Source organism: Nostoc sp. (assembly GCF_036919595.1).
In the GTDB taxonomy this organism is placed as follows: domain Bacteria; phylum Cyanobacteriota; class Cyanobacteriia; order Cyanobacteriales; family Nostocaceae; genus Nostoc.
This window is the reverse complement of the sequence record NZ_JBALCO010000005.1, coordinates 25,249-40,932: the sequence shown is the minus strand read 5'-3', so window position 1 is coordinate 40,932 and position 15,684 is coordinate 25,249. Positions and strand designations below refer to the sequence as shown.

At 43.5% G+C, this 15,684-nt stretch carries 14 protein-coding genes; 8 read left to right on the top strand and 6 right to left on the bottom strand.

The window, feature by feature from the left end:
- Positions 1 to 502: 502 nt before the first annotated feature.
- Positions 503 to 799, bottom strand: a complete 297-nt coding sequence (locus V7K21_RS00300) for a hypothetical protein (RefSeq protein ID WP_335170851.1) — start codon at positions 797 to 799, stop codon at positions 503 to 505.
- 388 nt (positions 800 to 1,187) lie between these two features.
- Here V7K21_RS00300 and ffh point away from each other — a divergent pair, with 388 nt between their 5' ends.
- The 5 genes from ffh to V7K21_RS00275 all read left to right on the top strand — a co-directional run bounded on the left by ffh (position 1,188) and on the right by V7K21_RS00275 (position 5,292).
- A complete protein-coding gene (ffh, locus tag V7K21_RS00295) occupies positions 1,188 to 2,654 on the top strand; it encodes a signal recognition particle protein (RefSeq protein ID WP_335170850.1) in 1,467 nt (488 codons plus the stop codon).
- A gap of 310 nt (positions 2,655 to 2,964) precedes the next feature.
- Positions 2,965 to 3,225: a 30S ribosomal protein S16 gene (gene rpsP / locus V7K21_RS00290; RefSeq protein ID WP_012409382.1), complete on the top strand. Its 261-nt coding sequence runs from the start codon at positions 2,965 to 2,967 to the stop codon at positions 3,223 to 3,225.
- Positions 3,188 to 3,622, top strand: coding sequence for a KH domain-containing protein (locus V7K21_RS00285; RefSeq protein ID WP_335170849.1), 435 nt, complete (start codon positions 3,188 to 3,190; stop codon positions 3,620 to 3,622). Before rpsP ends, V7K21_RS00285 begins: the two co-directional genes overlap by 38 nt.
- Positions 3,623 to 3,896: 274 nt before the next feature.
- Positions 3,897 to 4,850, top strand: coding sequence for a PhoH family protein (locus V7K21_RS00280; RefSeq protein ID WP_335170848.1), 954 nt, complete (start codon positions 3,897 to 3,899; stop codon positions 4,848 to 4,850).
- Between the two features lie 37 nt (positions 4,851 to 4,887).
- Positions 4,888 to 5,292, top strand: coding sequence for a ChuX/HutX family heme-like substrate-binding protein (locus V7K21_RS00275; protein ID WP_335170847.1), 405 nt, complete (start codon positions 4,888 to 4,890; stop codon positions 5,290 to 5,292).
- 5 nt (positions 5,293 to 5,297) lie between these two features.
- Here the strand turns inward: V7K21_RS00275 and V7K21_RS00270 are convergent, their stop codons facing one another.
- On the bottom strand, positions 5,298 to 5,636 hold the full coding sequence (locus V7K21_RS00270; RefSeq protein ID WP_335020333.1) for a carbon dioxide-concentrating mechanism protein CcmK: 339 nt from the start codon (positions 5,634 to 5,636) through the stop codon (positions 5,298 to 5,300).
- Between the two features lie 299 nt (positions 5,637 to 5,935).
- Here V7K21_RS00270 and V7K21_RS00265 point away from each other — a divergent pair, with 299 nt between their 5' ends.
- Both V7K21_RS00265 and V7K21_RS00260 read left to right on the top strand, forming a co-directional pair.
- On the top strand, positions 5,936 to 6,757 hold the full coding sequence (locus V7K21_RS00265; RefSeq protein WP_335170846.1) for a DUF6816 family protein: 822 nt from the start codon (positions 5,936 to 5,938) through the stop codon (positions 6,755 to 6,757).
- 69 nt (positions 6,758 to 6,826) lie between these two features.
- The gene (locus tag V7K21_RS00260) at positions 6,827 to 8,647 is read left to right on the top strand and encodes an ABC transporter ATP-binding protein (protein ID WP_335170845.1); all 1,821 of its coding nucleotides are present in this window, start codon (positions 6,827 to 6,829) and stop codon (positions 8,645 to 8,647) included.
- 616 nt (positions 8,648 to 9,263) lie between these two features.
- Here V7K21_RS00260 and V7K21_RS00255 read toward each other — a convergent pair.
- Together V7K21_RS00255 and V7K21_RS00250 are read right to left on the bottom strand one after the other, a co-directional pair.
- The gene (locus V7K21_RS00255) at positions 9,264 to 10,169 is read right to left on the bottom strand and encodes a hypothetical protein (protein WP_335170844.1); all 906 of its coding nucleotides are present in this window, start codon (positions 10,167 to 10,169) and stop codon (positions 9,264 to 9,266) included.
- Positions 10,170 to 10,552: 383 nt separating this feature from the next.
- Positions 10,553 to 11,227: a Uma2 family endonuclease gene (locus V7K21_RS00250; protein ID WP_335170843.1), complete on the bottom strand. Its 675-nt coding sequence runs from the start codon at positions 11,225 to 11,227 to the stop codon at positions 10,553 to 10,555.
- A 263-nt stretch (positions 11,228 to 11,490) separates the two neighbouring features.
- On the opposite strand from V7K21_RS00250, the gene V7K21_RS00245 reads away from it, so the two are divergent.
- Positions 11,491 to 13,602: a M3 family metallopeptidase gene (locus tag V7K21_RS00245; protein ID WP_335170842.1), complete on the top strand. Its 2,112-nt coding sequence runs from the start codon at positions 11,491 to 11,493 to the stop codon at positions 13,600 to 13,602.
- Between the two features lie 380 nt (positions 13,603 to 13,982).
- Here the strand turns inward: V7K21_RS00245 and V7K21_RS00240 are convergent, their stop codons facing one another.
- Complete coding sequence (locus V7K21_RS00240; protein WP_273766479.1) at positions 13,983 to 14,438, bottom strand: pentapeptide repeat-containing protein; 456 nt, start codon at positions 14,436 to 14,438, stop codon at positions 13,983 to 13,985.
- Positions 14,439 to 14,728: 290 nt separating this feature from the next.
- Complete coding sequence (locus V7K21_RS00235) at positions 14,729 to 15,592, bottom strand: alpha/beta fold hydrolase (protein ID WP_335170841.1); 864 nt, start codon at positions 15,590 to 15,592, stop codon at positions 14,729 to 14,731.
- Positions 15,593 to 15,684: the final 92 nt, after the last annotated feature.

Sequence of the window (15,684 nt, the reverse complement as noted above, 5' to 3'; positions counted from 1 at the left end):
CAATATCAGCGACTAGACTCACAGCGTACAAAACATCTGAAACCCCTCTACTTTTTTCGGACGCAAACAGGGAAGAGTACGTGGCGAAGGGGTGAGGTAGTGAGCAAGTCGGAGTCTTGTGTACAAGACGCTGTGAGAAGGGGTTCCCGTCGAGTCCCTTAGCGCTAGCGATAGCGCAGCGTTAGCGACGTAGGAGCGTCGGAACGAGCGTCCGCAGGAGCGTCACTTCCCAACCCGAAGGGTGAGGCGGCGAAATTATCAAATATTCTATTTGTCTGCCTTGTCCCCCTTGTCCTGTTCATCCTTGACGCTGCACTCTATTACTAAACGCCGATTTTAAGGGCAGAAATTTTTGCCATGTTATCAAATCATAAAATAACTCGGTAAGTGGGAAACTCAGTCCCTTCAGTGTGGGGGTGCGATTGGTTCACTCGAAATGAATAGAAATATTCAGGGATGAGTGACATTTGAGAGATAACCCTCAATGGGTGGAGTTTGCACTTTAATCTCTCTCAGATGATAACTGAATAACCATGAGGGTGATTCCAAGGAAACGCTCCGAGGAAAAGTCCCTCTCCGTAGGTGCAACGGTAACAGCATCATCCCTACGGTAGCGACTAGCGAGCAATCCGTAAAGCGGGATGAAAAGGAGGTAAAACTGGTAGCCTAAACTGGTTCCCTTCGAGGATGAACCGATGAATAGCGAAAGCAAAGATGCGCCGAACCATCGTGATTGAAAACCAGCGAAATAAGGCTTAATGCGTTGCAGCCAAAAGGCAAAGAATAAAGGGGCTGGCAATTCTTTGCCTGACCAGTTGCACTCCCAATAAACCCGGTGGTGGGTTAAAGCAGTGTATTGCTAGTCATAGCGATATGTAATGTAGGTTCTCGCTGTACAATAGCCATTCTTACCTTCACTGTACTTTAATACCGATTACATCTGAGGTTGCTCCAAAACTTCAAGCTTAAGCCCCAAGTCCTACCAAGCTTGATTTTTTGCAGTTCGATAAAGAATTGGTATAAGCTCAATCTTTTTTCATATTTAATAAAGGTAGGTATCTGGTTGCTACAGTCGCGGTGAAAACTACTAAGCTGGTAAATAGCACATTTAAACTTTAGCGGAAATTCAGAATCGCATTCATCGGCGGTTCAAACTTCCTTATTGGCGAACTACCTGTAATTACATTATGTTTGATGCATTATCTGACCGTTTAGAATCCGCCTGGAAAAAATTGCGGGGACAGGACAAAATTTCTCAATCCAACATTCAAGATGCATTGCGCGAAGTGCGCCGCGCCTTGTTGGAGGCAGATGTCAATCTCCAGGTAGTCAAAGATTTTATTAGCGAAGTCGAAGCCAAGGCACAGGGAGCCGAGGTGATTACCGGTGTGCGACCTGACCAACAGTTTATCAAAATTGTTCACGATGAGCTGGTGCAGGTGATGGGAGAAGAAAATGTTCCCATAGCAGAAGCCCAGGAACAGCCTACCATCGTGCTAATGGCTGGGTTGCAAGGTACTGGTAAAACCACAGCTACGGCTAAGTTAGCCTTACATCTCCGTAAATTAGAGCGTAGCTGTTTGTTGGTAGCGACAGACGTATATCGCCCAGCAGCGATCGACCAGTTGGTGACGTTGGGTAAGCAAATTGACGTACCAGTATTTGAACTAGGAAGCAACGCAGACCCAGTAGAAATTGCAAGGCAAGGTGTAGAACGTGGCAGGGCAGAAGGTGTAAATACAGTAATTATTGATACTGCTGGACGCCTGCAAATTGACGAAGATATGATGGCGGAATTAGCCCGCATCAAAGCAACTGTCCAACCCCATGAAACTCTGTTGGTGGTGGACGCGATGACTGGTCAAGAGGCAGCTAATCTTACCCGCACCTTCCATGAGCAGATAGGAATTACTGGGGCGATTCTCACCAAGCTGGATGGTGATAGCCGTGGCGGTGCAGCGCTGTCTGTGCGAAAGATTTCCGGAGCGCCGATTAAGTTTGTGGGTGTGGGTGAGAAAGTCGAGGCACTACAACCGTTTTATCCCGATCGCATGGCATCGCGGATTTTGGGAATGGGCGACGTTCTCACCCTGGTAGAAAAAGCCCAGGAAGAGTTTGATTTAGCAGATGCTGAGAAAATGCAGGAGAAAATCCTGTCAGCGAAGTTTGACTTTACTGACTTTCTCAAGCAGTTGCGGATGTTGAAGAACATGGGATCTCTGGGAGGCTTCATCAAGATGATTCCAGGGATGAACAAGCTCTCAGACGATCAACTCAAGCAGGGAGAAACCCAGCTCAAGCGCTGTGAGGCGATGATTAACTCCATGACTCGCCAAGAACGCCACGACCCCGATTTATTAGCCAGTTCACCCAGTCGGCGGCGGCGGATTGCTTCTGGCTCAGGCTATAGAGAATCAGATGTAACTAAACTGGTGGGCGATTTCCAAAAAATGCGATCGCTCATGCAGCAAATGAGTCAAGGTGGCTTCCCTGGAATGCCGGGAATGTTCGGCGGTGGCGGTATGGGCAACGCCTTCGCAGGTGCAGGTAATCGTCCTGCCGCCCCAGGATGGCGCGGTTATGGTGGTGACGCCACAGGCACGAAAAAGAAAAAAACCAAAGATAAAAAGAAAAAAGGTTTTGGGAATCTTTAAGCATTAGTTAACGTGAGTTTGACAAATCTCTCCCACTCCCAGATGGACAGTTTTTACGTAGTAAAACTTCTTAGAGGTCTTTTGATTCGATTAACTAGGTGGACACCACATAACCCATCGAACTCACGTTTAGTTAGTGACTAATAGCAGCAAATGCTAGGCAGTGCTAAAATTAGCATTTCGACCTCATAATTTATCAGCAGAGGAAACTAACCCTCAATTTCTCGGCAACAGCCAGATTTAGGCTACTTCCTCAGCAACTAGTTACTAACTAATATCTAACAACCAACAGGAGAATGATTCTTCAACCATGATCAAACTGCGCTTGAAGCGATTCGGTAAAAAGCGGGAAGCAAGTTACCGCATTGTCGCTATTAACAACCTCGCTCGCCGCGATGGCCGTCCCCTAGAAGAGTTGGGATTCTACAACCCCAGAACCGATGAAGTGCGACTAGACGTTCCCGGCATCGTCAAGCGACTACAACAAGGCGCTCAACCCACTGACACCGTCCGTCGCATTTTAGTAAAAGCCAATGTTTTTGAACAGGTCAGTGCCACAGCCGCATCATAATTCCGGAACAATATCCCCAACAGCTAGTCCCAACTATCTTGGGCTGGTTCAGTTTTTGGTGGAGCCGTTTTTAGAATCTCTAGAGACTTTAAGCGTCGATTGTGAAATTTCTCAAACCCTCAATCGGGTTTGGGTTCGCATCGCCTTTGATAGCACAGATAAAGGAAAAGTGTTTGGTCGAGGGGGACGCAATATTCAGGCGATTCGTACAGTAATTGCCGCAGCAGCTGCTACTGCTGGGCAATCAGTATACCTGGATATCTACGGCAGCACCACGCCGGGCCGCGAGGGTATGTCTTTTGATGAAGACACAGAAGAGCGATCGCCACCGCCGACTAGAAGAGAACCGCGGACAAATGATGGGCCGAAACCCATTGTTAAACCCCGTCTCCGCTAGGTTAAAACTACAGAGCAAGTCTGAGCGGTTGTGATCACCTCCGCTCAGAATTTTTGTAAAGATGGAAAGTAGCAAAAAGATTTTTGGATCTTTTTTTGAACTCTTCACCAGTACCATACTGCTGATAGTAGGGGCGTACAGTTGTACGCCCCTACAGCCGATTCATTTGTTGCCAATATTTTTCCAAAATGTAAGTAATAAAAGCCTAATTTCGCCCTTGGCGAGAAAACATTAACCTTTGTCAAACACAGATCCTCACCAATTAAAAAATACTATGGCAGGTGCCTTAACAATTCAGCTGCCGAATATTCCCAGTGCGATCGCCCTTGCAGGAGAAGGAGAAGAAAATCTCAAAACCCTATCTCAGCAAACAGGAGCCAGTTTAGTGCTACGCGGACAGGAATTACTGATTTGTGGTACCCAAGGGCAAATTGATCTGGCTTCTCGATTAGTGCGATCGCTTGAAGACCTCTGGATTAAAGGCAATACCATTTCCAGTGCCGATATTTCAACAGCCCGTCAAGCCATAGATAGCGATCGTCAAGGAGAACTGCAAGATTTACAGCGAGATGTCCTTGCTAAAACTCGTCGGGGTGAAGAAGTCCGTGCTAAAACCTTTCGCCAGCGTCAGTATATCGACGCACTCCGTAGGCGTGACCTCACCTTTGGGATTGGGCCTGCTGGTACCGGCAAGACCTATCTCGCCGTTGTTGTTGCTGTGCAAGCACTCCTTGCTAACCAGGTTGAAAAGCTAATTTTAACTCGTCCTGCCGTCGAAGCCGGTGAAAAACTTGGCTTTTTGCCTGGAGACTTGCAGCAGAAAGTTAATCCCTATCTTCGCCCACTTTACGATGCTATTTATGAATTCATCGACCCAGAAAAAGTACCCAGTTTAATGGAACGTGGTGTGATTGAAGTCGCACCACTCGCCTATATGCGGGGACGCACCCTGAATAACGCCTTTGTAATTGTGGATGAAGCTCAAAATACTACACCTGCTCAGATGAAAATGGTTTTGACTCGTTTGGGCTTCCGTTCTCGGATGGTGATTACAGGCGACATGACACAAACTGATTTACCACTTCATCAACAATCGGGTTTAGGAGTGGCTTTACAAGTTTTAAAACAGGTTGAAGGCATTGCCTTTTGCGAATTTTCCCAAAAAGATGTCGTGCGCCATCCTCTAGTTCAGCGCATTGTCGCTGCTTATGAACAATACGAAAAATAGACATAGGGCATCAACAAATAACAATGGATAACAATTTATGACTACTACTTTGAAAGAATTTTTAGCAGCTTGTGAGACTCTTGGAACATTGCGTCTAATTGTCACTAGCAGCGCTGCTGTATTAGAAGCAAGAGGTAAGCTAGAAAAGTTATTTTATGCAGAATTACCAAAGGGGAAGTATGCGAATATGCATACCGAAGGCTTTGAGTTTCACTTGAATATGGACAAAATTACTCAAGTGAAATTTGAAATAGGTGAAGCGAAAAGGGGTAATTTTACAACCTATGCCATTCGGTTTTTAGATGAGAAACAGGAGCCTGCTTTAAGCCTATTTTTGCAATGGGGGAAACCGGGAGAATATGAACCAGGTCAGGTAGAAACTTGGCAAGCTTTACAGAAGCAATATGGAGATATTTGGCAACCTTTACCAGCAGAAATTTAATATAGCTAAACTGATAGGGGTGGAGGAAATCGGATATCTGCACTGAACTGCTCCACATTAACGCTGCGATGAATCGGTAAAACATATTCTAAATTTTCGTGGGGGCGGGGAATAATATGATAAGAAATCACCTCGCCGCCGTTAACTCGCAGAACCGCCTTTAGTGCTGCTGTTATCGCCACATTTACCTCGCCTACAACCCCCCGAATTAACACGGTAATTCGCCCCAAATCAGTATTTTCATAACCAACAAGGGTGATCCGGGCAGCTTTACACATAGCATCTCCCGCTTCCACTGCTGTGGGAACGCCATATACTTCAATCATGCCTAATGCCAATGTCATGCTATTACCATAATTTGGGATTCTGGGGTTAAGTATCTTTAACTATGTTGGCTCTTTGTGATGATAAATTAGTGAATAAACGATATTCTGTGGGTGAATAGCTATCAGAATAATACATAATAGCTTAAGTGCATTATTATCTCATAGATTAAGTAAATTGGCGCAAATAAACTGAAATAGAAAAAATAAAACTCTGTGATTAGTTTTTAGTCAGCACTTGAGCGTTAAACCAGTTACTACAAACTTTTAATTTTTACAAAAACTTACTTAATTTTTAATCGATAAATACAAAACAGCTAATGCGGACAATGAAGGTAATTTGGAGTTTTTGCTTGCTGATGTTATTCCTCTTGTGGGGTGGCGAAGCTCTTGCAGGAGATTTGTCTAACCGATTAGCAAATTTTCCCCAATGGGAAAAATTAACTTCAGTGCAACCGGCTTCGGGTGATTTGGTTTACCCTGAATGGATGGCTGGTTATTGGCAGGTTACAAGTACGTTGGTAGATTTAGTTGCGCCTTTAGCACCAGATATCGTAACACCAGGGTTTGAAGGTAATCGCCGACAATTAAATCAGCCTGTGAGTTTTGTAGTAAGATTTGTGAAAGAGCAACCACATTTTCCTGGGTTAAAAATATTTCCTCAGACAGATTACAAATCCCCAATTTTAATCGCGGATAGAGCGTTTAATAGCTTGAATTTGGCACGGGCTTATTTAGGGGATGAAGCAGTGTTATTAGTTAAAATAGATCCAGATTCACCTAATCGTCAGATTACATTTTTGCGTAACAGTCACCAACTAGTTTCCATTGTGACTGCACGGGCCACAGAAACTGCCCCTAATGGCAAGTTCATCACTACAGAAGTGTTTCAACAACTATTTAAAGGCGGTTCACACCCCTATTTAAACTCTGTAGAATCTACCACCGCTTATCATAAACTTCCAACAGCTAATCTGGCGATTGAGGCAGATCAAGTTACTGCTGTCTATCTTTCACCCCAAGATCCAGATTACTTTAAGGCTGGTTTTCGACCTGTTGCCCTCTATCGCTATCGCCTAGAATTTGTTCCAGCGCAAATGCCTACTACTTCAAAGGAGTCATTTAAACCTATCAGCCCTTGACTTGTTTGTATTACATTCGTAGTATATAAAATTCCAAGCTCACGATCGCGCTCTTGGACGGTGTGCATCATGGCCAAATTTCAAGATATTATCAATTACTTTCGCTCTGACTGGAAGCTAGGTCTTTTTAGTGTTGCGACATCCGGCATTTACGAAATCATTGATTTGGTTGTCCCTTATGCGATCGGACAGATTTTAAATGTTTTGTCTGGTCAACCTTTGGATAAACCACTTGAAAGTACGATCGCAATTGTTTCAGACATAACCAATTACCCTGTTAATAAACTTCTATCTTTGGGTGTATTACTGGGTTTAATTTTCGTTGTCACCGTAGTGAGAGCGCCAACACAGCCCTGGTTGACTGTTTGGTTTCACTGGGATATAACTTTTAGGTCGCGTCGAAATAAAACTGAAGCAGCCATCGCCAAAATTCTTACTCTCCCACTGGAATTTTATGACGAAAATAATCCCGGACGCATCGCTGGAAGAGTAGCTAGAGGTGTTGAGAACTTCACTTGGGCGTATCCCGAAATCGCCGGACAATTGATTCCTAAACTGGTTCGTTTACTGGGAATTTTTGTGTTCATTTTGGTGATTGAGTGGCGAATTGCGATTTTATATCTAATTTCCTTTGTAATTATTCTCAGCTTCAGCTTGAAGGATTTACAGCAATTGATTAGCTACGAAAGTCGTCTGAATAAATATGCAGAGAATACCGAAAGCCGCAATTCTGAACTGATCACCAATATCAAAACGGTAAAAGCATTTGCTACAGAAGCTAGGGAACTGAAACGGCAAAAGCAACGTTTAGATCGTGAATTAATGATCCTTGATTATCGCATCCACAAAGGTTATGTGAAACTGGCTACTTGGCAAAGAACCATAATTCAGTTATGCGTGTTTATTATCCTAAGTTTGACTTTAGCAGCAACAATAGATGGGAGAATTTCTCTTGGTCACTTTGTGATGACCTTAACTCTTTCCAGCATGGCATATGCCGAATTAGAACCTATTACTAACTTGGCAGAAGTTTTCGCCCGTCGTTACTCTTCCATGCTGCGGTTTCACGAATTTCTCCAAGAGCCAACTGTATCTGATTCAGCTAGTCTTTTAGAAGAGAGCAAGCAGGCAGAATCACCTTATAAATTTACTGGAAAAGTTGAGTTGTCACACCTCAGTTTTGGATATGATGCCAACCGTCAAGTTTTGCAAGATATTAACTTGTTGATTGAGCCATATCAAACAGTGGCATTAGTGGGGCGTTCCGGTTCTGGGAAGTCTACTTTAATGAAATTGCTATTGCGATATTTTGAACCTCAAGAAGGTCAAATTCTGATTGATGGTCAAGATATTTGCACTTTGGATGTGGGTAAATATAGACGGAGATTAGCGATCGTTCACCAAGAAGTAGACGTTTTTAACGGTACTATATTGGATAATCTCACCTACGGTAGACCAGATGCCAGCTTGGAGCAGGTTCAGGAAGCCTGTAAAATTGCCAGAGTCGATGAAGTAATCCAGCACTTACCCCAAGGTTATTACACCATCGTAGGAGAACGAGGTGTCAGGTTATCTGGAGGACAAAGGCAACGCTTGGGAATTGCCAGGGCGTTGCTAATGAAACCAGACGTACTAGTTTTTGACGAAGCCACCTCTAGCTTAGATTATGAGTCTGAGCGTTCGATTCAGCTAGCGATGCGATCAATTCAGGGCACTTGTACCACCATTGTGATTGCCCATCGTCTAAGCACAGTGCGAGAAGCAGATAAAATTGTGGTTCTTGAGCAAGGAAAGATTGTAGAAGTAGGTAGCCACAATGAACTCTTGGGTCACGAGGGTATTTACCGCCGCTTGCACTCCCTGCAAGAAACAGGAGAACTTCTGAGTTAACTTATATCTTGCACCTGCTCAATCTCCAGCCAAGAAATTTATTTCTTGGCTGATAGCCTTAGTAGACTTTAGTGGACTGAAATCCATGCTATCAAAGGGTTAAAGTCCTTTTTAGAGAAATGCAAGTTATCAGCCATAGGTTAGAAAGCTATGGCAGTTTTTGATCCTGTTGCAATATCCAATACCATTTCTTTGTGAGGCTGCGCCAAATTTTCTTGGCTTCTTATTTCTTTTTTTCTTTGTGTCCTACCCTGCGGGAAGCCACTTCGTGTCTATGCGTCCTTTGCGGTTCGTTCCTCATGTAGTTTGGCGCATCTTCATACAGAATTGGTGTAAGTTAAAGGACTTGCAAATAGCGTTAAAGAACTGCTGAAATCCAGCAACCAAATAAGATGCCAGGAGTTCAATTTCGCACCTATTATGCGGCACAATTAATATTACTAAATGGGGAATTTGCTCGCATTCCCCAAGAAAAGCGTCAGCTAGAATCGAAGCGGTAACATATTGAAATTCGTTTTAAGCGCTGAGGTGAAGTGCGAGAAGTAAATAAAATAAATAATCCATTCACTACTGCTAAAATACTAATCAGTAATCGAAGTCTTCCAATAAGAAAAAACTAAGATTTACTCTTATCTGCTTCTTTCTGCGCCGCCTCACTGTATTTCTTATATAGTTGAGTCCGAATCTTAGCTTCCTGATAACGGCTGTTGTTTTGTGGTACCGTACCCATTAAATCTGAAGCTCGTTGCCACTTAGCAGCTATCTCTAACCACTGAGTTGAGGTTGTGGCTGTTTTACCGGATGCAGAAGCAAGGTTGGCAATTCGCACAGATATTGCAAATGGGTCATCAGATGGCTCAGAAAGGCTATTGTTAGCAGCACGGGATGGTGTCTGGGCTTTATTATCGTTAATATTTTCTGTAGTTAATTTGGAAGTTTCTAGTTGCATTAGGTTTTTCAGGTTATTACCTAATTGGGCATAAACAACCCAACCAAGCAACAAAAGTGAGCATAAACCAGCCGCTGCTAATATCTTTTTTTTCGGTTTATTTTCGTGTTTTTCTTTATTGATAAGTACTAAAGGACGAGAGACTGGAGCTTTAGGGAAATTTGGTTTTCCTAGTTCAGCTTGAGCTTCTGTGAAATCTTTAATTAGTTGCTTTAGAATATTGGGCTGAATTAATGTAATTTCCTGTGACCAAAGCAGTTGGTTATCGCGATCGCTATCTATTTCCTTTAACCAAAGTAATTGTTGTTCCCGAACAATCCGACTGTTGATATTGACTAGGCGAATGTGACGCGGGGCGATGGACTCAAGAATTTGCTGGATTTGTTCTACTAGGGGAGATTGCTCAAGTTGCTCTACCCTAGCCGCCTCGCACAGAAGTTGTAGGACACCATCAGAAAAAATGGCTCTAGTTCTGACACCAGACTTGGCTAGCTTTTCATTCAATAGCTGAATAATCGCAGCAACGCTACCTTGATGAGCCTGCCAAACGATATCATTTATCCGATCTACCATCTGAAATTTAATGATAGATCTTCCACCGTGACTGATTAACGTACTCATTAATTTAGAGACTCTTTTCTACTGACCTTGATCTTGTCTTCGATTTTACGAGTAAAAAGATGAGTTGCCAAATAAAATCATAAAAGTAGAGCCTCCCTTCTCGGTTCGGCAAAGACGGTTGATCACACTAAGTTAATTGGACACTCTCACGCCTTGAAAGCGTGGGATTCTTGGGCTGAAACTGTGCTTTTAGGGTAACGCCCATGCTGGCGAATGAGCTACCTGTTTGACATAATACGTTATGATCTTTTTTAGCGATCGCCTTTGCTCAGGTTGAGGTAGGTAAATGGACTCTGCGATCATCCGAGGCACCCGTTAAGAGCGATCGCAAATGGCTAGATAGTATCAGGGTCAACACCAAGCGCTCGCAAGTGTTCCTTCAACCTTTCCACTTGCGACTGTGCTTGTTCCTTGGCAAATCTTTCCTGTTTTAGCGCCTCTACCAACTCCTCTGGAATCAGCAACTTTTCCCCAGTGTCTTCTCGATAAAAACCAATCAATTGTCCCTCTATTTGCAAACGCAGCTGCAAAGGTTCACATCGACTATCTGTAATTGGCTCATACACCTCGCCTTGCAGCCGATACCCTTGCAATTGCTCCTTAATCCACTCTCCCTTAGGGTCAAATAACCAGTATTCCAGTACCCCTAACTGCTCATACAGCGTCTTCTTGAAACCCGTGTCCTGGTTTTTAGTCCCCTCCGAGGTCATTTCAAAGATTACTACAGGCACTTGTCCTTCTTCCCATATCTTATAATTATCCCTACCTCCGGGAGCAACATTAAAAATCACCATTACATCTGGAGCTACTCGTAACTTCGGAAAACCCTGAGCATAGTAGAGAAACTGGTTACTCAAAACCGTTGCTTGCCTACCCAGCAAATATTGTCTCAATACTTCTAAAGTTGCCAATAGAGCATATAAGTGAACATAACTTTCTGCCAAAGGTTCACCATCCGAGCTTGGGTAAAAAACTTCTGTTGGTTGAGAACTGGGTAAGAGGCTAGTCATAATTAGCCAACTAGTTAAGAGGATGAGTGCATGATTATATTATCTCAGAGAACTTTCGCTGATATTTCTGGAACTGTTGCCTGTCAGGTATCGTTCACAAACCAAACAAAATAGCTGTATCAAGATAACTTTCTGAGTAACTCTTGTTTTTTTTGCTATATTCCCAGAATGACAAGACTATTTAGCACAGCGATCGCTACATTAGAAGATATATAAATAAAAATCATTGTTGATTTTTATTCATCCGCAGTTCACACAAAACCATGAGTGCAAGTACTATTATTTCCGACAATCCCCTACTCCAAGGCGTTGGTTTACCTCCCTTTGCAGAGATTAAACCAGAACGAGTAGTACCAGCCTTCAATCAGTTGCTGGCAGAACTTGACCAGCAGCTTGCCACCTTAGAGGCTAATGTAGAGCCTACTTGGAGTGGTTTAGTAGAACCTTTAGAAAAGCTAACTGAACAGCTTACCTGGAGTTGGGGGGTGGTGAATCATTTAATGGGTGTTAAAAATAGCCCCGAACTGCGCGAAGCTCATGAAATCGTACAGCCACTAGTCGTACAGTTTATCAATAAGCTCGGTCAAAGCCAACCCATCTACAATGCTTTTAAGGCACTCCGTACCACTCATAGTTGGGCAAATTTAGAATTAGCCCAACAGCGCATTGTAGAAGCCGCGATTCGAGATGCTGAACTTTCTGGTGTTGGCTTAGAAGGAGAGGCAAGAGAGCGTTTCAACGCCATACAGATGGAGTTAGCAGAACTTTCTACCAAATTCTCTAACCATGTACTTGATGCCACTAAAGCCTTCAACCTAACCCTAACAACACAAGCGGAAATTGACGGTTTACCACCAAGCTTAGTGAGTTTAGCAGCCCAAGGTGCTCGTGCAGCTGGCGAAAGCAACGCCACACTTGAAAATGGCCCGTGGCGGATTACTTTAGACTTCCCCAGCTACGGCCCTTTCATGCAGCACAGCACCCGTCGAGATTTGCGCCAAAAGCTCTACAAAGCTTATATAACCCGCGCTTCTGGTGGCGATTTAGATAACAACCCCTTAATTGAGCGCATTTTGAAGTTGCGCCAAGAACTCGCAGATATACTAGGCTTTAAAAGTTTTGCTCAATTAAGCCTGGCTAGTAAAATGGCTCCCAACGTTGAGGCAGTCAACGCCCTGTTAGAAGAACTACGCCGCGCTAGTTATGATGCTGCTGTCGAAGACTTGGCAGAACTCAAAGCTTTTGCAGCGGCACAGGGAGCAGCAGAAGCTACGGATTTAAAACACTGGGATATCAGCTTTTGGGCAGAACGCCAACGAGAAGCAAAATTTGCCTTTACCGCTGAAGAATTGCGTCCCTACTTCCCCCTTCCCCAAGTGTTAGACGGCTTATTTGGACTAGTCAAGCGGCTGTTTGGCGTCACTGTCACCTCTGCTGATGGTCAAGCGCCAGTATGGCATGAGGATGTCCATTATTTCCAAATTGCTGATGAAACTGGTTCTGCCATAGCCTACTTCTACTTAGACCCCTACAGCCGTCCAGCAGAGAAACGCGGTGGTGCTTGGATGGATGTATGCATCAATCGGGGCAAAATCACTGAAAATGGTGTCACTGCCATCCGCTTACCTGTAGCTTATTTGGTGTGTAATCAAAGTCCTCCCGTAGATGGTAAACCTAGTTTGATGACTTTCTATGAAGTAGAGACTTTGTTCCACGAGTTTGGTCATGGATTGCACCATCTGCTCACTAAGGTTGACTATCCTGGAGCCGCAGGCATCAATAACGTGGAGTGGGATGCAGTGGAACTACCTAGTCAGTTTATGGAAAACTGGTGTTATGAGCGACCCACTTTGTTTGGAATGGCGAAGCATTACGAAACTGGTGAAGCCCTACCGGAGCATTACTATCAAAAGCTGCTAGCGGCGCGTAATTATATGAGTGGTACTGCCATGTTGCGGCAGATCCACCTGAGCAGTCTTGATTTAGAATTACACTACCGCTATCGCCCTGGTAGTAATGAAACTCCGTCAGATGTGCGTTATCGCATAGCTAAGACTACTATGGTTTTACCACCACTTCCAGAAGATTCAATTTTATGTGCTTTTGGACATATTTTTGAGGGTGGTTATGCAGCAGGTTACTACAGCTATAAGTGGGCCGAGGTACTGAGTGCTGATGCTTTTGCGGCTTTTGAAGAAGCTGGGCTAGAAGATGAAGAAGCTATAAAAGCTACAGGTCAGCGTTATCGGGATACGGTGCTGGCACTCGGTGGTGGTCAGCATCCAATGGAGGTGTTTAAAACTTTCCGAGGTCGTGAACCAAGTACGATCGCTTTGCTCAGGCACAATGGTTTAGTCAGTGCTGCTGTAAACTAAACAACACCTCTGTAGGGACGTTGCAATGCAACGTCCTTACTCAGATCAAATCTTTGCAAACAATCCTTAGCCTCTGGCAATGTAATAAGGGGAGCCACTGCGGTCTTCTCTCAAGGGGAGAAGGGCGCAGTGGCTCCCCAACCTACACAGTTTAAGGTTTTTGGTGCTAGCCCAAGCGTATTGACTTATATTGCACTTTCTTGCGTGGATGTTGGCTTAATCTCAATAAGAAACCCCCTCTGCTTTGATCAGAGTAAAGTGATTACAAGGCAGAGGGGTTTCATTTTTTATTTTTGTACAGGCAGATTTTAAGGATAATCCTGGCAAAAAACCAGTTTCTCTGATGTTCTGTTTATTTTAACCTGCCTACTCAGTTGGGCCTATTTCCAATCGGGAATCTCGGCATCTTCTCCACCAATCCCGATTCCAGTGTTAAATATTTCGGCATCAGTGAGATTGAGATCATTCATTGATGCTTTATACACATTAGAATCGTGAATCGTCGCGCGAGTAAAATTTACTCCGTTGAGATTGGTTTGCTTCAAATTCACATTGGTTACGTAAGCTGATGTTAGGTTAGCACCTGCTAAGTTTGCACCAGTTAAGTCAGCACCTTCAAGGTTAGCCCCTACAAGGTTAGCTCCTTGCAGCTTTGAGCCTCTCAAGTCAGCACCAATTAAATGAGCGCCACTGAGGTTAGCTCCCGATAGATTACACTGGACACATTCCCCAGTTGAAAGCAGTTTTTGTAAGTCCTGCGGATTCTCGGCTCTAACCGAGCTAGCGAAAAATAGGGGAGTTGCTAAGGCCATGGCCGCTAATAGCTGGAGTTTCATAATTTTCCCCCTTTAATAATCAAGTTGCGTCCGTTCTGTCCCTCACAACTCTATTATCTCATTAAACTTTGTGAGGTCAATCTATGCCTTCACAAGTTGGTTGTGATATGAAACAGGGATAAAAGTGAGATCACAAATGCCATTGATTCTGATTTTTGGCGATTTTTACTCGATAAACCCTAAAAAACTGCCAGTGTTAAATCACTGTTAAATCTTTTTAAAAGCTTGCACTACTCGCCATAATTTGGCTAATTTGATAAGTATTTATACTTTTATCAAATACTATTAGCTTAAATCCTCAAAAATTCTCGCATATACTGATTAACCAATTCAGGTTGTTCTTGCTGCACCCAATGGCCACAATTGGGAATATACTTGATTTGAAAGTCCTTGACATAGGCTGCGGTATCGTAAGTTAGTTCCTTGCCGAGTGCAGTATCATTTTCTCCCCAAATCATCAGTGTTGGCACTTTTAAAATGCCCCAATTTGGATTTAGCATTCTCTGTTGAAAAATATTGCGGTAGTAGTTCAACATTGCTGTAAGGGCACCGCGTTTTGCAGCAGCATCTTTATAAGCGTCAATATCCGCTTTGGTGAAAGCACTCTTGTTAGCTGCTGTACCTTTAAAAGCTGTTTCGATAGCTTGGTAGTCTGAAGATTGTAAGAGTAATTCTGGTAACCACGGTAGTTGAAAAATAAACATGTAGTAACTACGCAGCAACTGTTGGGGAGTGCGTAAGCCTTGGGCAAATTTGGCAGGATGAGGCAAGTTAAGGATAATTAATTGTTCTACCATTTCCGGGTGAGCATAGACAAAATTCCAAGCGATCGCACCACCCCAATCATGTCCAACTAATACACATTTTTGGTATCCTAATGCTTTAATTACTCCTTCAACATCTTGGATAAATTCATCCATTACATAAGCTGATTGCTCTGTTGGTTTATCACTATCGTTGTAGCCACGCAAGTCAAGGGCAACTACTTTAAAATCTTGGGCAAATTCTGGTATTTGATGCCGCCAAGAGTACCAAAACTCAGGAAACCCATGCAACATCAACATTAAGGGGCCTTCACCTTGGGTAACGTAGTGTAGTGTCACCCCATTAGTAGTTATATAATCGTGTTTCCAATAACTTTCTATTAAAGACATAATTAATCAAATATCAACATTATCAAATACTAGATAATCATACTGCACTTAATAAGTGTAATATTATTTGGAGCAAACTCACATCTATTGAA